Source organism: Streptomyces physcomitrii, from assembly GCF_012273655.1.
GTDB lineage: Bacteria > Actinomycetota > Actinomycetes > Streptomycetales > Streptomycetaceae > Streptomyces > Streptomyces physcomitrii.
In genome coordinates this window covers 261,410-277,613 of sequence record NZ_JAAWWP010000006.1, presented here as the reverse complement: position 1 = coordinate 277,613, position 16,204 = coordinate 261,410, and the positions used below count along the sequence as shown (strand labels likewise).

General features: G+C 73.9%; 15 protein-coding genes. 3 read left to right on the top strand and 12 right to left on the bottom strand.

Annotated features, from left to right (window positions below):
* Window positions 1-12: 12 nt before the first annotated feature.
* Window positions 13-2,085 carry a SpoIIE family protein phosphatase gene (locus HFV08_RS12880; RefSeq protein WP_168538980.1) on the bottom strand — a complete coding sequence of 691 codons (2,073 nt, stop codon included), beginning with the start codon at window positions 2,083-2,085 and terminating at the stop codon, window positions 13-15.
* A 124-nt stretch (window positions 2,086-2,209) separates the two neighbouring features.
* Between HFV08_RS12880 and HFV08_RS12875 the strand changes: the two genes are divergently transcribed.
* Window positions 2,210-3,640, top strand: a complete 1,431-nt coding sequence (locus HFV08_RS12875) for a lipase maturation factor family protein (protein WP_168538978.1) — start codon at window positions 2,210-2,212, stop codon at window positions 3,638-3,640.
* 55 nt (window positions 3,641-3,695) lie between these two features.
* On the opposite strand, the gene HFV08_RS12870 is transcribed toward HFV08_RS12875, so the two are convergent.
* Window positions 3,696-3,869: a hypothetical protein gene (locus tag HFV08_RS12870; RefSeq protein ID WP_163011145.1), complete on the bottom strand. Its 174-nt coding sequence runs from the start codon at window positions 3,867-3,869 to the stop codon at window positions 3,696-3,698.
* A gap of 335 nt (window positions 3,870-4,204) precedes the next feature.
* Here HFV08_RS12870 and HFV08_RS12865 point away from each other — a divergent pair, with 335 nt between their 5' ends.
* Entirely contained in the window at window positions 4,205-4,651 is a 447-nt protein-coding gene (locus HFV08_RS12865; protein ID WP_168538976.1) for an HD domain-containing protein, read from the top strand.
* A 425-nt stretch (window positions 4,652-5,076) separates the two neighbouring features.
* On the opposite strand, the gene HFV08_RS12860 is transcribed toward HFV08_RS12865, so the two are convergent.
* Both HFV08_RS12860 and HFV08_RS12855 read right to left on the bottom strand, forming a co-directional pair.
* The gene (locus tag HFV08_RS12860; protein ID WP_168538974.1) at window positions 5,077-6,537 is read right to left on the bottom strand and encodes an SDR family oxidoreductase; all 1,461 of its coding nucleotides are present in this window, start codon (window positions 6,535-6,537) and stop codon (window positions 5,077-5,079) included.
* A gap of 111 nt (window positions 6,538-6,648) precedes the next feature.
* Window positions 6,649-7,383, bottom strand: coding sequence for a (2Fe-2S)-binding protein (locus tag HFV08_RS12855; protein WP_168538972.1), 735 nt, complete (start codon window positions 7,381-7,383; stop codon window positions 6,649-6,651).
* A gap of 224 nt (window positions 7,384-7,607) precedes the next feature.
* Here HFV08_RS12855 and HFV08_RS12850 point away from each other — a divergent pair, with 224 nt between their 5' ends.
* Window positions 7,608-8,663: a DMT family transporter gene (locus tag HFV08_RS12850; RefSeq protein ID WP_168538970.1), complete on the top strand. Its 1,056-nt coding sequence runs from the start codon at window positions 7,608-7,610 to the stop codon at window positions 8,661-8,663.
* 111 nt (window positions 8,664-8,774) lie between these two features.
* Here the strand turns inward: HFV08_RS12850 and HFV08_RS12845 are convergent, their stop codons facing one another.
* The 8 genes from HFV08_RS12845 to mhpD all read right to left on the bottom strand — a co-directional run bounded on the left by HFV08_RS12845 (window position 8,775) and on the right by mhpD (window position 16,198).
* Window positions 8,775-10,118: a transglycosylase family protein gene (locus HFV08_RS12845; protein ID WP_168538968.1), complete on the bottom strand. Its 1,344-nt coding sequence runs from the start codon at window positions 10,116-10,118 to the stop codon at window positions 8,775-8,777.
* A gap of 154 nt (window positions 10,119-10,272) precedes the next feature.
* Window positions 10,273-11,247 carry an acetylxylan esterase gene (locus tag HFV08_RS12840; RefSeq protein ID WP_168538966.1) on the bottom strand — a complete coding sequence of 325 codons (975 nt, stop codon included), beginning with the start codon at window positions 11,245-11,247 and terminating at the stop codon, window positions 10,273-10,275.
* Between the two features lie 511 nt (window positions 11,248-11,758).
* Window positions 11,759-12,424, bottom strand: coding sequence for an aspartate/glutamate racemase family protein (locus HFV08_RS12835; RefSeq protein WP_168538964.1), 666 nt, complete (start codon window positions 12,422-12,424; stop codon window positions 11,759-11,761).
* Window positions 12,421-12,765: a GNAT family N-acetyltransferase gene (locus HFV08_RS12830; protein ID WP_168538962.1), complete on the bottom strand. Its 345-nt coding sequence runs from the start codon at window positions 12,763-12,765 to the stop codon at window positions 12,421-12,423. The genes HFV08_RS12835 and HFV08_RS12830 overlap by 4 nt, the downstream gene beginning before the upstream one ends.
* 43 nt (window positions 12,766-12,808) lie before the next feature.
* Complete coding sequence (gene panD / locus HFV08_RS12825) at window positions 12,809-13,237, bottom strand: aspartate 1-decarboxylase (protein WP_168538960.1); 429 nt, start codon at window positions 13,235-13,237, stop codon at window positions 12,809-12,811.
* Window positions 13,238-13,401: 164 nt separating this feature from the next.
* Entirely contained in the window at window positions 13,402-14,433 is a 1,032-nt protein-coding gene (gene dmpG / locus HFV08_RS12820) for a 4-hydroxy-2-oxovalerate aldolase (RefSeq protein ID WP_168538958.1), read from the bottom strand.
* Window positions 14,430-15,380, bottom strand: a complete 951-nt coding sequence (locus tag HFV08_RS12815; protein WP_168538956.1) for an acetaldehyde dehydrogenase (acetylating) — start codon at window positions 15,378-15,380, stop codon at window positions 14,430-14,432. The genes dmpG and HFV08_RS12815 overlap by 4 nt, the downstream gene beginning before the upstream one ends.
* Complete coding sequence (gene mhpD, locus HFV08_RS12810) at window positions 15,377-16,198, bottom strand: 2-keto-4-pentenoate hydratase (protein WP_312885567.1); 822 nt, start codon at window positions 16,196-16,198, stop codon at window positions 15,377-15,379. Before mhpD ends, HFV08_RS12815 begins: the two co-directional genes overlap by 4 nt.
* Window positions 16,199-16,204: the final 6 nt, after the last annotated feature.

Below are 16,204 nucleotides of genomic sequence, written 5' to 3'. Positions count from 1 at the left end.
CGGACCCGGTGCTCAGCCGCGCACGACGAACTCGCACCAGACGCACTTGCCGGTGCCGCGGGCCTCCACGCCCCAGACGTCGCAGAGCACGTCGACCAGGAGCAGCCCCCGGCCGGACTGCTCGCTGCGGGTCGCGTCCCGGCGGCGGGGCAGGGCGCTGGAGGTGTCCTCCACCTCGACCCGCAGGCGGCGCTGGGCGCCGGTGAGCACCCGCAGGGTGACCACGGCCGAACCGTCGGTGTGGATCAGGGCGTTGGTGATCAGCTCGTCGGTGACCAGCTCGATCTCCCCCGCGTCCGCGCCCGCGCCCCAGGCGCGCACCGCCGTACGGATCATGCGCCGCGCCTCGGCCAGGGACTCCGGGTCGCCGGGCGCCACATGCTGCCGGAAGCGGCCGCCGGACTGGGCCGCGCCGAGGCCCCGGCGGTTGAGCAGCAGCAGGGCCACGTCGTCCTCGCCGCCGCGCTCGTCGGCGCTCCCGCAGAGCAGGTCGGCGAGGGCCTCGACGTCCCGGGGCCCCTTGGCCACCGCCTCGGCCAGGGCGTGCATGCCGTCGTCGAAGTCGGACCCGGGGTGTTCGACCAGGCCGTCGGTGCACAGCACGAGCATCTGGCCCTGCTCCAGGCTGAGGGTGCGCACCGGGTACTCCAGGGCGCCGAACTCGGCCGAGAGCCCGATCGGCAGGCCGCCGTCCACCGGCACCCGGTGGCAGCTGCCGTCGACCAGGCGGATCAGCGGGTCGAGGTGCCCGGCGCGGACCACCTGGACCACGCCGGTCATCAGGTCCACCTCGGCGTAGAGGCAGGTCGCGAAGCGGTCGGTGTCGAGTTCGTGGAGGAAGACCGAGGCGCGGGCCATGACCGCGGCCGGGTTGTGGCCCTCGGCGGCGTAGGCGCGCAGCACGATGCGCAGCTGGCCCATGACGGCGGCCGCGTGGGTGTCATGGCCCTGGACGTCGCCGATGACGACGCCGACGCGTCCACCGGGCAGCGCGACCACGTCATACCAGTCGCCGCCGACATCGCGCCCCACGGCCGCCGAGCGGTAGCGCACGGCGATGTCGGCGCCCGGCACCCCGGGGATCGAGCGGGGCAGCATCGCGTGCTGGAGCCCCTCGGCGAGGTCCTTCTCCTGCTCGTAGAACATCGCCCGCTGGAGGTTCTGGGCGATGCTGCTGCCGAGGGCGACGAGCAGGCTGCGGTCGGCCTCGTCGAAGCCGGTGCGCCCGCAGTAGAGCAGCCCGAGGGCGCCGATGGGCCGGCCCTGGGCGATCAGCGGCAGATAGGCGCCGGAGGTCACCCCGACCCGGCGCACATCCGGCCACAGCTGCGGATAGCTGTCGGCGTACTCCTGCGGGGTCTCCACGAAGCGCGGCGAGAGGGTGCGGATGACCTCGGGCATCGGGTACGGCTCGTCGAAGCGCAGGATCAGGGTGTGCCGCTCGAAGGGGTCGACGGGGCCCTCGGAGATGACCCGGATACGGCCGTTCTCCACCAGGCCCATGACCAGGTGCGCGGCGCCCAGGTGGCCGAGGCCGTGCTTCTGCTTGAGCACGTCGAGGATGTCCTGCACGGTCCTGGCGTGCGAAAGGGCGGCGGTGGTGCTCTGCACGATGCCGGTCTGCCAGCGCCGGGAGGCGTGCTGGCGCTCGCGCTCCTCCAGGGCGGTGCTGTCGCTCAGCTCCTCGGTGGCGTCGCGGACGATGCCGTGGATGCTGCGGGGGCGGCCCGCGGCGTCGCGTTTGATGAAGCCGGTCGAGTGGGTCCAGCGCAGCGAGCCGTTGCGCAGCCGCACCCGGAAGTAGGTGCCGTAGTGACTGCGGCCCTTCTTCATGGCCTGGGAGATCACGCCGTCGAGGTGCAGGCTCTCGGCGCGCGGAATGCGGCCGGTGAGGGTCTCGGGGTGGTTGTCGTACTCCTCGGGCAGGACGTCGAAGATCTCGTACGCCGCCGCGTCCATGTGCATCAGTCCGGTGTCGAGATCCCAGACGAAGCAGCCCATGCGGTTGAGCAGGAGGAAGGGGTCCGGGGTGGCGGCGGGCCAGTTCTCCGGGAGTGAAAGCTCGCTCGCTCCCCGATCAGCCATGCAGTCACCTTGCCAGCAATTGTCCGATTCTTCGACTCTGCTGGTCCGGCCGGGCGCCCCCGGCGCGGGGGCGGAGGCGGCGGTCCGCGCCGCGAGGGCGTTCGGGGAAGGCCACACTGGGCGGGTGGACTGGTTCACCGTGAGCGACTACTGGCTGGGCCGCCTGCTCTTCCAGCGGGCGCTGGCCGGCGTCTACCTCCTCGCCTTCCTCGGCGCGGCGCTGCAGTTCCGCGCCCTGATCGGGGAGCGGGGCATGCTCCCGGTGCCGCGCTTCACCGGGCGGACCGGCTTCCGCCGCGCCCCGAGCCTGTTCCAGCTGCACTACTCCGACCGCTTCTTCGCCGGGTGCGCCTGGACGGGTGCCGCCCTTGCCGCGGCCCTGCTCGCGGGGGTCGGGGACCTGCTGCCGCTGGGGGCCTCGATGCTGCTGTGGGCGGCGGTCTGGGCGCTGTACCTGTCGATCGTGAACGTGGGCCAGACCTGGTACGGCTTCGGCTGGGAGACCCTCCTCCTGGAGGCGGGCTTCCTCGCCGTGTTCCTCGGCAACGACGAGACCGGGCCGCCGCTGCTCGTCCTGGTGCTGCTGCGCTGGCTGCTCTTCCGGGTGGAGTTCGGCGCGGGCCTGATCAAATGGCGGGGCGACGCCTGCTGGCGGAAGCTGACCTGCCTCGACCACCACCACGAGACCCAGCCGATGCCGGGCCCGCTGAGCCGCGCCTTCCACCATCTGCCGAAGCCGGTGCACCGCGTCGAGGTGGCCGCCAACCACCTCACCCAACTCGTGGTGCCGGTGCTGCTCTTCACCCCGCAGCCGGTGGCCGGGTGCGCGGCGGCGCTGATGATCGCGACCCAGCTGTGGCTGGTGCTCTCCGGCAATTTCGCCTGGCTGAACTGGCTGACCATCGTGCTGGCCCTGCCCGCCCTCGACCTCGGCCGCTTCACCGGGGGGCACCGCGACCCGGGCGCCCCGCTCTGGTTCGAGGTCCTGGTCCTCGCGGTCACCGCGGGGCTGCTGGCGCTGAGCTACCGACCGGCGCGCAATCTCCTCTCCCGCCGCCAGCTGATGAACACCTCGTACGACCCGCTGCGGCTGGTCAACTCCTACGGGGCCTTCGGCAGTGTCACCCGGCAGCGGCAGGAGGTCGTGGTGGAGGGCACCTCGGACAGCAGGCCGCGGGAGGAGTCCGACTGGCGGGCCTACGAGTTCCGCGGCAAGCCCGGGGATCCGCGGCGCCGCCCGCGCCAGTTCGCTCCGTACCATCTGCGCCTGGACTGGATGATGTGGTTCGTGGGGCTCTCCCCCGCCTATGCCCGCCCCTGGTTCGGCGCCTTCCTCCAGCGGCTGCTCCAAGGCGACCGGGACACCCTGCGGCTGCTGCGCACGGTCCCCTTCCCCTCGGGGTCACCGCCGCGGTACGTCCGGGCGCGGCTGTACCGCTACCGCTTCTCGACCCGGCGAGAACTCCGGGAGACCGGGGAGTGGTGGCAGCGCGCCTTCGTACGGGACTACTGGCCGCCCACCCGGCTCGACGGGGCCGGGGAGCCCCGGAGCTGAGGGCCGGTACCGGCGGGCCGTCGGCGGACGGCCGGCCGGTGGGACGCGGCAGCGGTCAGTCGACGCTGGGCAGGATGTGCGGCTCGGCGAGGTCGTCCTCGTAGCCCGCGAGCCGGATGGGGGCCGATCTGGCCCAGACGTCGAGGCTGCCGAGTTCCTCGCTCCGGGGGGCGAGGCGTTCGGCGGGCTCGCGGACGGCCCGTTCGCTGGTGGTCTTCTCCGGTGTCACCGCGTACTCCTTCTGTGTCGGTCAATCCACGGTTGCTTCGGACCTGGCGTCGCGCCTGTCCTCACTCGTCCGTACGGGATCTGTCGAGAGCAGCTCGGACGCGGTGGCGCCGATGACTCCTCGGGAGGCGCGCCATGACGGACGGCGGCTCCCGGAGCGGACCGTGCCTCCGGGTGAGAAGTCACGTGGACTGTCCGTGCGCTCAAGGGTAACCAGATGAGCGGCCCTGCGCTCGATAGCGCGAGAAACAACTGGTTCTTTTCAGGTCGCCTGTCGTTCACGCCGTCATGCTCTGCTTCTTCCGCCGCCGGTCCGCCCGAGGGAGGGAGCCCGTCTTGGAGCCGCTCAGCGTCGAGGAACTCATGGAGCTGCTGGACTCCTGCCGCGGCCTGCGGATCGCCACCGGCCGCGGCGGCCCGGTCGACCTGCACGAGCATGCGCTCCAGACCGCCGCGCTGCTGCGCCGAAGCCACCCGAGCGACAAGGAGTTGCAGGTCGCCGGTCTGGTCCACGGAATCGGCCACGCCCTCCGTCCGGGTGAGCCGGACGGGCACGCCGACCTCGCGGCGGAGGCGGTACGCGAACTGCTCGGCCTGCGGGTCGCGCGGCTGGTACGGGAACGCCCCGGGGCCGAACCCGCACCCGACGCTCTCACGCTGCACCAGGCCGGGGCCGCGGCCCGGGCGGCGGCACTGGACGCCGGGGTCCTGGAGGACTGGCGGCCGGTGCTCGAACTGGTCGCGGCGCGGCAGACCCGGCCGGGCGGCCGGCACACACCATGAGCCCCACACGGGCACTCCCCCCTCCTGCATCCCTCCGACAAGGTCACACAGGAGAGGGTGTGATCGAAAGCACATCCGGGGAACTGGCCGGAAGGTTTCCTACGACTTCCGAAGGCACCCGGCGGCCCCCTCGCGAAGCCCCGGCGCACCCTCCGGAACGCGGCCTCACCGGCCGGGTTCCGCGGGGGCGGCACACGAGTGCGGTGGGGCGGGGAATCCCGGCCGGCACCGGCTCCGCTTCGGGTCCCGCGCCGGACGGGGCCGCGGAGGGCGGATCGCCCGGCGCCGGACCGCCCCCGGCGGCCTCCGCGGGGCGCTGAGACGCACTTGGCCGGATCCGTACCGCCCCTCGGCGGGCCGCACCGCGCGGTCGGCCGCGCTCAGCGACCGGGCTCAGCGGCCGGGCTCGGGCTCGGCGGCCGGGCTCACCACTTGCCGGGCGCGTAGTCCTTCAGGAAGACGCCGAAGAGCTCCTCGCCCGCCTCGCCGCGCACGATCGGGTCGTAGACCCGGGCGGCGCCGTCCACCAGGTCGAGCGGCGCGTGGAAGCCCGCCTCGGCGAGGCGCATCTTGTCGGGGTGGGGCCGCTCGTCGGTGATCCAGCCGGTGTCCACGGCGGTCATCAGGATGCGGTCCCGCTCGTACATCTCCTGGGCGCTGGTGCGGGTCAGCATGTTCAGCGCGGCCTTGGCCATATTGGTGTGCGGGTGGCCGGGGCCCTTGTAGCCGCGGGCGAAGACGCCCTCCATGGCGGAGACGTTCACGATGTAGGCGCGCGAACCGGCGCGCGTGGCCGCGGCCATGGCCGGGCGCAGCCGGCTGATGAGCACGAAGGGCGCGGTGGAGTTGCACAGCTGCACTTCCAGCAGCTCGACCGGGTCGACCTCCTCGACGGTCTGCACCCAGCTGTTGGTGTCGTGCAGGTCGGGCACGAGTCCGCCCGCGTCGATGGCGGTGGCCGCCTCGATACGGGCCGGGGTCGCCGAGCCCGCGACCAGGGCGAGCTGGGTGAGGTCCTGGGCGCTGAGCCCGCCGCGGCGGGCCTCGGGCAGCATGCCGACGGCGCCCGAGCCGAAGCCGCCGATCACCTCGGCGGCGGGCAGCGCGCCCGCCGGGGCGGGCGCGGACTCGGCGGCCACCAGCTCGCGGTAGGCGCCGGGCGAACGGCGCACCGTCTGCGCCGCGTTGTTGATCAGGATGTCCAGGGGCCCGGCGGCCGAGACCGAGTCGGCGAGGGCCACCACCTGGGCCGGGTCGCGCAGGTCGATGCCGACGATCTTCAGCCGGTGGATCCACTCGTCGCTGTCCGGCATCGCCTTGAACCGGCGCACCGCGTCGGCCGGGAAGCGGGTGGTGACGGTGGTGTGCGCGCCGTCCCGCAGCAGCCGCAGCGCGATGTACATGCCGATCTTCGCGCGCCCGCCGGTGAGCAGGGCCCGCTTGCCGCCGAGGTCGGCGCGGGCGTCCCGGCGCATCCGGTTCTCGGTGGCGCAGGGCAGGCAGAGCTGGTGGTAGAAGGCGTCGACCTCGACATAGCGCTGCTTGCAGATGTAGCAGGAGCGGGGGCGCTGGAGTATCCCGGCGACCTCCCCGAGGCTGCTGGAGGACGGCAGCAGCCCCTGCGTCTCGTCGTCGATGCGCTCCGCGGAGCCGGTGGCGGTGGACTCGGTGACCGCCTTGTCGTGGGCGGTCTTGGCGGCCCTGCGCTCCTGGCGGCGCCGCTGCTTCACGGTGCGGTAGATCCCGGCGGTGGCGCGGCGCACGGCGATCGCGTCCGGGTGGTCGACCTCCAGCGCGTCCAGCTCGTCGAGCACGCTCAGGCACACCGCGAGGCGCTCCGGGTCGATGCCGGGGCCGTACTCGGGGGTTTCCTGTGTCGCCGTCATCGCGGTGCTTCCTCAGAATGTGCGTGCGCCGGTGGGAGTGCGCCCTGATGTTCCAAAAGCCGAACTTTACGTAGGCACCCGCGCTCCCGCCAAACCGCCTCGGGCCGCAGCTCAGCTCCCCCGCACCGGCCCCGGCCCCGCGGTCCCCGGCGGCCGGGTGAAGCAGCAGTCGCCGCAGACCCCGCCGCCGGGGACCCGGTAGTACAGGCAGCAGCTGCGGCGCCGGAAGGCGGTGCCCTCGCGGTGGCCGGTGGCCGCGAGGAGGGGGTCGGCGAACAGGGCGTCGCCGAGAGCCCGGGCGCGTGCGGCGGCCTCGGGGCGGCCGGTGCGGTGCGCCCAGCGGTCCACCTCGCGCAGGGCACCGGCGAGCGCGGAGCCCGAGTTGCCGTGCAGCAGCCCCTCGGCGAGCCCGTAGCGCCGGTGCAGTACCGCGGCGAGCGGGTCGAGGTGGCGCCCGCGCACCGCCCGGTCCACGGCCTCCGGGTCCGCGGGCAGCAGGCGCGCCTCGGCCACCCACAGGTCCTCGCCGGTGGCCGCCTCGGGGTCCCAGCGCACCCGCGCGGGGTCGAGGTCGGGCAGCGCCCCGTGCAGCACCGCGGCGCCCAGGTGCAGCGACCAGATCCGGGCCGCCAGCCCGAGCTGCACGAGGGAGACCGCGACCCTGGCCTCGGGGGCGCCGATCCGCCGGGTCACCAGGCCGACGCGTACCGCGAGCGGATCGCTGCCGCCCGGTACGAGGGCGTAGGCCTCGGTGAGCGGGCGGGCCGCACGCGGCGGGCGGCCGGTGCGCAGCGCGAAGAATCCGCCGATGTCCGCGAGTGCCGCCGTGTCGAGATCCTGGACCATGGCAGAAGTACACCAACCCCCCTCGGGCGGCGGTGACTCGGGGCTTGTGGGGGTCCGGCGACCCCCGCGAGCATGAAGGCGGCCGGGGTGTACTCCATCGGCAGTAGGAGGCAAGGCACCCTCAGGTACGACGACGTGAGCGCTCTCACGCGTCATGGTGGAACCATGGAAGCCGACCGTACGCCGCGCCGGGGCGTATCCGCCCGCTCACCGAGGAGCACCGGATGAACGCCCTGACGTTGTCCGTGGTCCTGTCCCTCGTCTCCGCCGTCCTCTACGCGGGCGGTGCGATCTGGCAGGAGCAGGTGGCCCGGGACAACCCGGACCGCCCGTACGCGCCGATGCGCAGCCCCGGCTGGTGGGGCGCGATCACCCTCAACGGTCTCGGCGCGCTGCTGCACGTGGTGGCGCTCGCCTTCGGCCCGCTCAGCCTGGTCCAGCCGCTCGGCGCGCTGACCATCGTCTTCGTGCTGCCGATGGCCGCGATCCTGGTGCACCGCAAGGCCGGGGCCGCCGCCTGGCGCGGCGCGGTGCTCGCGACGATCGGGCTCGCCGGGCTGCTCGCGCTGACCGGCTCCGCCGACTCGCGGTCCCTCGGCAGCGTGGAGCGCCTGGCCCTCGCGCTCAGCACCGTCGGCGCGATCGTGGTCGTGGTGGCCGTGGCGCAGACCGCGCAGCGTCACCCGGCGGTGCGCAGCGTGCTCCTGGCGACGGCGGCCGGTGTCGCCTTCGGCATGGCCTCGGTGTTCACCAAGACCGTCGCGGTGGACGTCTCCGCCCACGCGGCGGTGGACCAGCTGCCCTCGCTGGCGGCGATCGGCGTCTTCGCCACCGCGGGGGTGCTGCTCTCCCAGGCCTCCTACCGGGGCGCGGGCCTGACCGCGCCGCTGGCCACGGTGACCGTGGTCAACCCGGTGGCCGCGGCGGCGGTCGGTCTGACGATGTTCGGCGAGACCTTCCGCTACGGCTGGGCCGGCACCGGGCTCGCGCTCGGCTGCGGCGCCCTCGCCGCGGTCGGCCTGGTGCTGCTCACCACTGAGCGGCTCGGACGGGACGCGAAGCCGAAGGTGCCCGCTCCGGGCGGCGGGGCGGAGTTCCCGGGACCGCCGGCCGGGGGCCTGCCGAGCCCGAAGGGTCCGGATCCCGAGGAGCGGGGCGCGGTGCTGCGGAGCCTGCCCCCTGCCGCCGCGGCGCGGCAGCCGTCCCTGCCGGTGCGGCACGCGGCCCCGGCGAAGGTCGTGTTCAACGCGCGGCACTCCCGCGCGGAGATCCGCTCCTGAGTCCCGCCGCCCTCACGGGATCGTCCTGAACGGTCGACTCCCGCCTGCGGGCGGGCAGTTCACCCGCACCACACGAGCGCGCCGCCGGGAAAACCCGGCGGCGCGCCGCTGTCAGAGGCCGACGCCCTTGGCCCGCAGATAGGCGAGCGGGTCGATGTCGGAGCCGAAGCCGGGGCCGGTACGGATCTCGAAGTGCAGGTGCGGCCCGGTGACATTGCCGGTGGCGCCCGAACGCGCGATCCGCTGGCCCGCGACCACGCTCTGCCCCGAGCGCACCGAGATGGCCGAGAGGTGGGCGTACTGGCTGTACCTGCCGTCCGCGTGCCGGATGACGACCTCGTAGCCGTACGAGCCGCCCCAGCCCGCCGAGACGACGCGGCCCTCGGAGACGGACTTGATCGAGGTGCCGGTGGGCACCGGGAAGTCGACGCCGGTGTGGTAGCCCTTCGACCAGGAGCTGCCCGAGACGCGGTACTGGGTGCCGGTGGACGCCGAGACCGGGGCGGAGAAGCGGTGCGAGACCTTCGCGGGCGCCGGCTTGTGCGGCTTGGGCTTCGGCTTCGGCTTGGGCGCCTCGGTGTGGGTCTTCTCGGGAGCGGGCTTGTGCGTCTTCTTCGGGGCCGGGCGCTCGGACTTGCTCGGCGCCGGGCGGGTGGTCTTGGAGGGCGCCGGCTTGGTGTGCTCCGGGCTGGGCCGGGTGGTCGGCGAGGAGGGCTTCGGCCGCGGCGTGTCCTTCACGGGCGCCGGGTGGCTCGGGGGCTTGCGGGCCTCTTCCTTCTCCGGCTTCTCCGGCTGCGCGGGACGGGTCCGGGGCCGCGCCGGGGCGTCCAAGGAGAGCCGCTGGCCGGGGAGGATCAGGTCCGGATCGCCGCCGATGGTACGGCGGTTGCCCTCGTAGAGGCGGTGCCAGCCCCCGTCGACGCGGCGCTCCTCGGCGATCTGGGAGAGCGTGTCCCCGGAGACCACGGTGTACATCTCGGCCCGGCCCGCGCGGGACTGCGGGGTGGTCTGCGGCTTGACGTCCGCGACCTGGGTACGCGCCAGCGGGCGCACCCGCTCGGTCTGGGGGGCCGCCTCGCCGCGGGAGAGTCCCGCGGGGCCCGAGCAGTCGGGCCAGGCGCCGGGGCCCTGACTGCCGAGGACCTTCTCGGCCACCGCTATCTGCTGGTCCTTGCCCGCGAGGTCGGCGCGCGCCGCGAAGGAGCGGCCGCCGTACGCCTCCCAGGTGGACTGGCTGAACTGGAGCCCGCCGTAGTAGCCGTTGCCGGTGTTGATGCTCCAGTTGCCGGTGGACTCGCAGGCCGCCACCTTGTTCCAGGTGCTGGTGTCCGCCGCGTGGGCGAGGCCCGCGCCGAGCAGGGGGAGCGCCATGCCCGCGCCGCCTACCGTGACGGTGAGTGAAGCCCGGTTGACCAGACCGGGCTGCTGCCGGCGGTGACGACCGCGTGCGGCCATGAATGCCCCCTCAATGCTTTCCTCTGGGCGGCGCACCGCTCCGCAAGGCTTCAAGGGCCGCAAAAGTACGCGGTGTCGGGGCGCGCGGACAAGGGCGCATTGAGTCGCACGCACCGGCGCACGGACGGCTCCTCCGCGCCCGCTCCCCCACCGGTCAGGTCCTCAACTTGCCCGGCAGCCAGTGTAGTTGAGCGAGCTGCTGGTAAGGGCCCCCGCCTTCATGGTCGTTGAAGGGGTAGACCTCGATTGTCTTGTCCTCGCCCGCGTAGGCGTTGAAGGCGGCGAAGACCGTCGAGGGCGGGCAGGTCATGTCCTCCAGCCCGGTCGAGAAGAGGGCGGGCGCCCGGCCGCGCGCCGCGAAGTGCACCCCGTCGAAGTAGGAGAGCGTACGGAAGACGGTCTCCCGGTCCGCGCGCCGCGCCTTGAGGAACTGGCCGATCTCCCGGTACGGCAGCCGGTCGGTGAGTGTGGCCGCCCGCGGGAAGTCGCACAGGAAGGGCACATCGGGGGCGATCGCCACCAGGTCCGGCACCAGTCCGCCCACGGCCAGGGTCAGTCCGCCGCCCTGGCTGGTGCCGAGCGCCGCGACCCGCGCGGAGTCCACGAGGGGGTGCGCCCGGGCGGCCGAGACCGCGCGTACGGCGTCGGTGTAGACCCGGCGGTAGTAGTAGTCGTGCGGGTCGCCGATGCCGCGGGTCAGATAGCCGGGGAAGGCCGGATCGCTGCCGACCGGATCCGGGGTGGCACCCTCGGCGAGGCCGCCGCTGCCCTGGCCCCGGGTGTCCATCACGAAGTGGGCGAAGCCCGCCGCCGCCCACAGCAGATGCATGTGCGGCAGCCCGCGCCCGCCGTTGTAGCCGATGTACTCCACGACCGCGGGCAGCGGCTCCCGGGTACCCGCGGGCAGCACCAGCCAGCCCTTGACGGTGTGCCCGCCGTACCCCGCGAAGCTCACATCGAGGACCTCGACCCCGGGCAGCGGCAGCTCCACCGGCTCGAAGCGGGCGGCGAGTTCGTGCTCGGCCGCCGCGGCCAGCGTCTTCTCCCAGAAGGCGTCGAAGTCCTCCGGTTCCGGCAACGAGGGCCGGTACGCGCGCAGTTGGTCGAGCGGCAGATCGGTCTGGGCCACGGACGCTCCTGAGGGAAAGGGGGTGAGGTGAGGGGGCGCGGCGAGGAAACGCGCGGGGCCACCGCCCGCGGACGGACGGTGGCCCGGGTCGCCGGATGGACCGGCGGCGGTGCGTGCGGCCTTTAGGGCCTGTCGCCTGAGGCCGGTCCCGGCTGGGGCTCCGGGCTCGGCTCGGGCCCCGGCGGCTGCGGGATCGGCGAGGGCGGGGGCCCCGGCACCGGCTCGGGGTGCGCGGGATCCGGCCCGCCGGGTCCCGGCACCGGCGGCACCGGAACGGGCGGCTCAGGACCGTCGGGCCCTGGCGTCGGCCCGGGGGGTACCGGGCCGGGTGGCATCGGATCGGGGTACGGGTGCGTCATTTCGTGGCCTCCAGGCCGGTCGACGTGCGTCGGCTTCTGGACTTCTCCCACAGGTACCCAGCGGGATCGCGCTCACTCACCCCGTCATACCACCGTCGTACCACCTCCGCACGGCCGTCCGGCCCTGCGTCCGGCGGATCGTCCGGCGGGGCTCAGCCGCGGACCGCCCGGGCCGCGGCGGCGAGGCCGGGGCGGGGGCTCGACAGGACGGGCGGGCCGCCGGTCAGCAGTGCCCGGGCCGGTGCCATGGAGGCCTGGGCGAGGACCAGGACGTCGGCCCCGGAGACCTCGCGGGCCGCGGCGGCGACGCGGGCGATATAGCCCTCGCCGTCCCCGGACCGGAAGAGCTCCCAGGCCCCGGGCACCAGGACGGACCGCGGAGCGACCTCCCGCCCGGCCCGGCGCGCCTCCTCGGCGATCAGCCCGGTGGTCGGCTCCAGGGTCTCGGCCAGCGCCGCGAGGACCACGATCCGCGGTCCGGTGGCCACCGCCTCGGCGGCCATCGGCCGGTCCACGCGCAGTACGGGGACCCCGGCCGCCGCCGATGCCGACTCGGCGACGCCGCCGAGCGTGGAGCAGGTGCAGAGCACGGCCCCGGCCCCGTCCCGCGCGGCCCGCAGCACGGCGCCTTCGACCTCGGCGGCGACCGAGGCGGGCCCCTCGGCCGCAGCCGCGGTCAGCAGCTCCTCGCGGACGAGATGGCGCAGGGCGAGGCCGGGGTGGTGCGCCTCGCGCAGGGCCTCGAAGACCGGGACGTGGACGGGCGAGGTGTGCAGCAGCGCGAGGACGCCCGCGCTCCCGGGCGCCGGGCCGGTCAAAACCGTCCGGGGTGGGCGCGCACGTACTCCTTGGCGGCTTCGAGCAGCTCCGGGTCGGCGGCGGGCGCCTGCTCGGGGTGCCGGGCCGCCCACTTCACGACGTACGGGCAGAGCGGGGCGACCGGGAGCTGCTCGCGGGCGGCGCGCGCGTACAGCTCGGCGGCGAGTGATCCGGCGATGCCCCGGCCCTCGTGCCCGGGGTCCACGACGGTGTGGACCGGCACCACGGCGCGGCCGGGCTCCTCCAGGAGGAAGTACTGGATGCGGCCCACCACGGCGCCGTCCTCGACGGCCTCCAGCATGCCCGCGGCGCGGTCGTCACGGATGTCGATCTCGCTCATCGCCCTCAGCCTCTCGGTGGTCCCGCGCCGCCGGCCCGGCCGGTCAGACGGTGACCGGCGCCTTCGCCTGCGGGCTGCGGAAGGTGTCGCTGCCGGGGACGGGCTCGGAGGCGTCGGTGCCGAGCGCGAGAATGCGGTTGTCCTTGTCGACGTGGACGACGCTCGGCCGCCACTGCCTGGCCTCGGCGTCCTCGACCTGAGCGTAGCTGATGATGATCACCAGGTCGCCGGGGTGCACCAGGTGCGCTGCGGCACCGTTGATCCCGATCACCCCGGAGCCGCGCTCGCCCTCGATGACATAGGTCTCCAGGCGCGCGCCGTTGGTGACGTCGACGATGTGCACCAGTTCGCCGGGGAGCAGATCGGCGGCGTCGAGCAGGTCGGCGTCGATGGTGACCGAGCCGACGTAGTGCAGATCGGCCTGGGTCACCGTGGCACGGTGGATCTTGGACTTGAACAGAGTGCGCAGCACTGTGGACTCCTCGAAGACGGCTCCCTGCCTGCTTTCTGCAGGTCAAGGGCTTCCTCGACTTTACACCGGCACCCGCCGTCCGAGGATTGTGAGGAACATCGCTCCGCACGGGCGAGGAGGCCGCCCCGCCCGGCCCGAGCACCTGTCGGGCCGGGCGGTCCCGGTCAGCCGACGGTGCCGGCCGCCGCGAGGTCGAGGGCGATGTCCGTGATCATGTCCTCCTGACCGCCGACCATCTTGCGCCGACCGACCTCGACGAGGATCGCGCGGGTGTCGAGGCCGTACCGGTCGGCGGCGGACTCGGCGTGGCGCAGGAAGCTGGAGTACACGCCCGCGTAGCCGAGGGTGAGGGTCTCGCGATCGACGCGGACCTCGCGGTCCTGCAGGGGGCGTACGACGTCGTCGGCGGCGTCCATCAGGGGGAACAGCTCGCAGCCATGCTCCCAGCCCATCAGGGCGGCGACCGCGATGAACGCCTCCAGCGGGCAGTTCCCGGCTCCGGCGCCCTGTCCCGCGAGGGAGGCGTCGACGCGGGTGACGCCGTTCTCGACGGCGACGACGGAGTTGGCGACACCCAGGCCGAGGTTGTGGTGGGCGTGGATGCCGATCCCGGTGTCCGGTCCGAGGACATCGCGGTAGGCGCGGACGCGCTCGCGGACGCCGTCCATGGTCAGGCGGCCGCCGGAGTCGGTGACGTAGACGCACCCGGCTCCGTAGGACTCCATCAGCTGGGCCTGGCGGGCCAGTTCGGCGGGTTCGGCCATGTGGGACATCATCAGGAAACCGGCCACGTCCATGCCCAGGTCGCGGGCGGCCGCGATGTGCTGGGCGGAGATGTCGGCCTCGGTGCAGTGGGTGGCGACGCGGACCGAACGGATGCCGAGGGCATGGGCCTGCCGCAGGTCGTGCAGGGTGCCGATGCCGGGCAGCAGCAGCGTGGTGGGCACCGCGTGCCGGACGCTGTCGCAGACGGCTTCGATCCACTCCCAGTCGGTGTGCGCGCCGACCCCGTAGGTGATGCTGGAACCGGACAGGCCGTCGCCGTGGGCGATCTCGATCGCGGCGACCCCGGCGCCGTCCAGCGCGGCGGCGATGGTGCGGGCCTGGTCGACGGTGTAGCGGTGGCGTACGGCGTGCATGCCGTCCCGCAGGGTCACGTCCTGTACGTACAGGGCGGGGGGCTGGTTCGCGGTCATCGGGAGACCACCTCCGTGAGGGGCTGCGCGGCGGCCATGCGCTCGGCGGTGCGCAGGGCGGCCGAGGTCATGATGTCGAGGTTCCCGGCGTAGGCGGGCAGGTAGTGGGCGGCGCCCTCGACCTCCAGGAAGACCGAGACCCGCGCGGCGTCGCCGGAGCGCGTGCCGGCGGGCAGCAGCGAGCGCAGCGGGTCGTCGGCGGCGACGCGCTCGAACTGGACCTTCTGCTTGAGGCGGTACCCGGGCACGTACGCCTGGACCCGGGCGGCCATCTCCTCGACCGAGGCGGTCACCGCGGCGTCGTCGCACGCGCCGACCAGGCAGTACACGGTGTCGCGCATGATCAGCGGGGGTTCGGCCGGGTTCAGGACGATGATCGCCTTGCCCCGGGCGGCGCCGCCCACCTTCTCGATGGCCGAGGAGGTCGTCTCGGTGAACTCGTCGATGTTGGCCCGGGTGCCGGGACCGGCCGAACGGGAGGAGATCGAGGCGACGATCTCGCCGTAGTGGACGGGTGTCACGGCCGCGACGGCGGCCACGACCGGGATGGTGGCCTGGCCGCCGCAGGTGACCATGTTGACGTTCGGTGCGCCGAGGTGGTCGTCGCCGTTGACCGGCGGGACGACGTACGGGCCGAGCGCGGCGGGCGTCAGATCCACCACCCTGCGCCCCAGTGAGCGCAGCACCTCGTCGTGGCGGCGGTGGGCACCGGCCGAGGTGGCGTCGAAGACGATCTCGACGTCCGCGAACTCGTCCAGCTCCACCAGGCCGTCGACGCCCTTGTGGGTGGTGGCGGCCTTCAGGCGGCGGGCGCGGGCCAGTCCGTCGGAGTCGGGATCGATCCCGGCCATCGCGGCGATCTCCAGGGAGTCGGAGAGCCGCAGGATCTTGATCATCAGGTCGGTGCCGATGTTGCCCGACCCGATGACGGCGACCTTCGTGCTCATACTGCGGCTCCTTCCGTGGCGGCGGACGCGAACGCGGTCGTGACCGTGCCGAGCCCTTCGATGTGCGCGGTGAACTCGTCGCCCTCGGCGGCACGTGCCATCGGGCCGAGCGCGCCGGTCAGGACGAGATCGCCGGCCCTGAGCGGGTCGCCGAGCCCGGCCAGGGTGGAGGCGAGCCAGAGGGCGGCGGTGAGGGGGCTGCCCAGGCAGTCGGCTCCGGTGCCCTCGGAGACCGTCTCGCCGTTCCTGGTGAGACTCATGGTCGCCGCCCGCAGGTCGACGCGGTCCAGGGGGACGGGGGTGCCGCCCAGGACGTACAGGCCGCAGGAGGCGTTGTCGGCGACGGTGTCGACGATGGTGATGTCCCAGTCGGCGATACGGCTGTCGACGATCTCCAGCGCGGGCAGCGCGAACGCCGTGGCGCGCAGCAGGTCGGCGACGGTCGGGTCGCGGTACGGCAGGTCCGCGCCCAGCACCAGGGCGGCCTCGGCCTCGACCTTGGGCTGGAGGAGCCGGCCGGGGGCGATCGGCTGTCCCTCGGGCACCGCCATGTCGGCGAACAGCGCGCCGAAGTCCGGCCGGTCCACGCCGAGTTGACGCTGCACGGCCGGGGAGGTCAGGCCGATCTTGCGGCCCACGAGCCGCCGCCCGGCGGTGATCCCGCGCTCCACGTGCAGGCGCTGCACGGCGTACGCGGCGCCGATGTCCGCCGCGGGCAGCAGCGAGCGCACCGGGGCGCACGGCACGCCGGTACGGGCGGCCTCTTCCAGGGCGTCCGCCACCTCGGTCACGGCGTCGGCGGGGTTGTCCGGGCTCACGGTCGC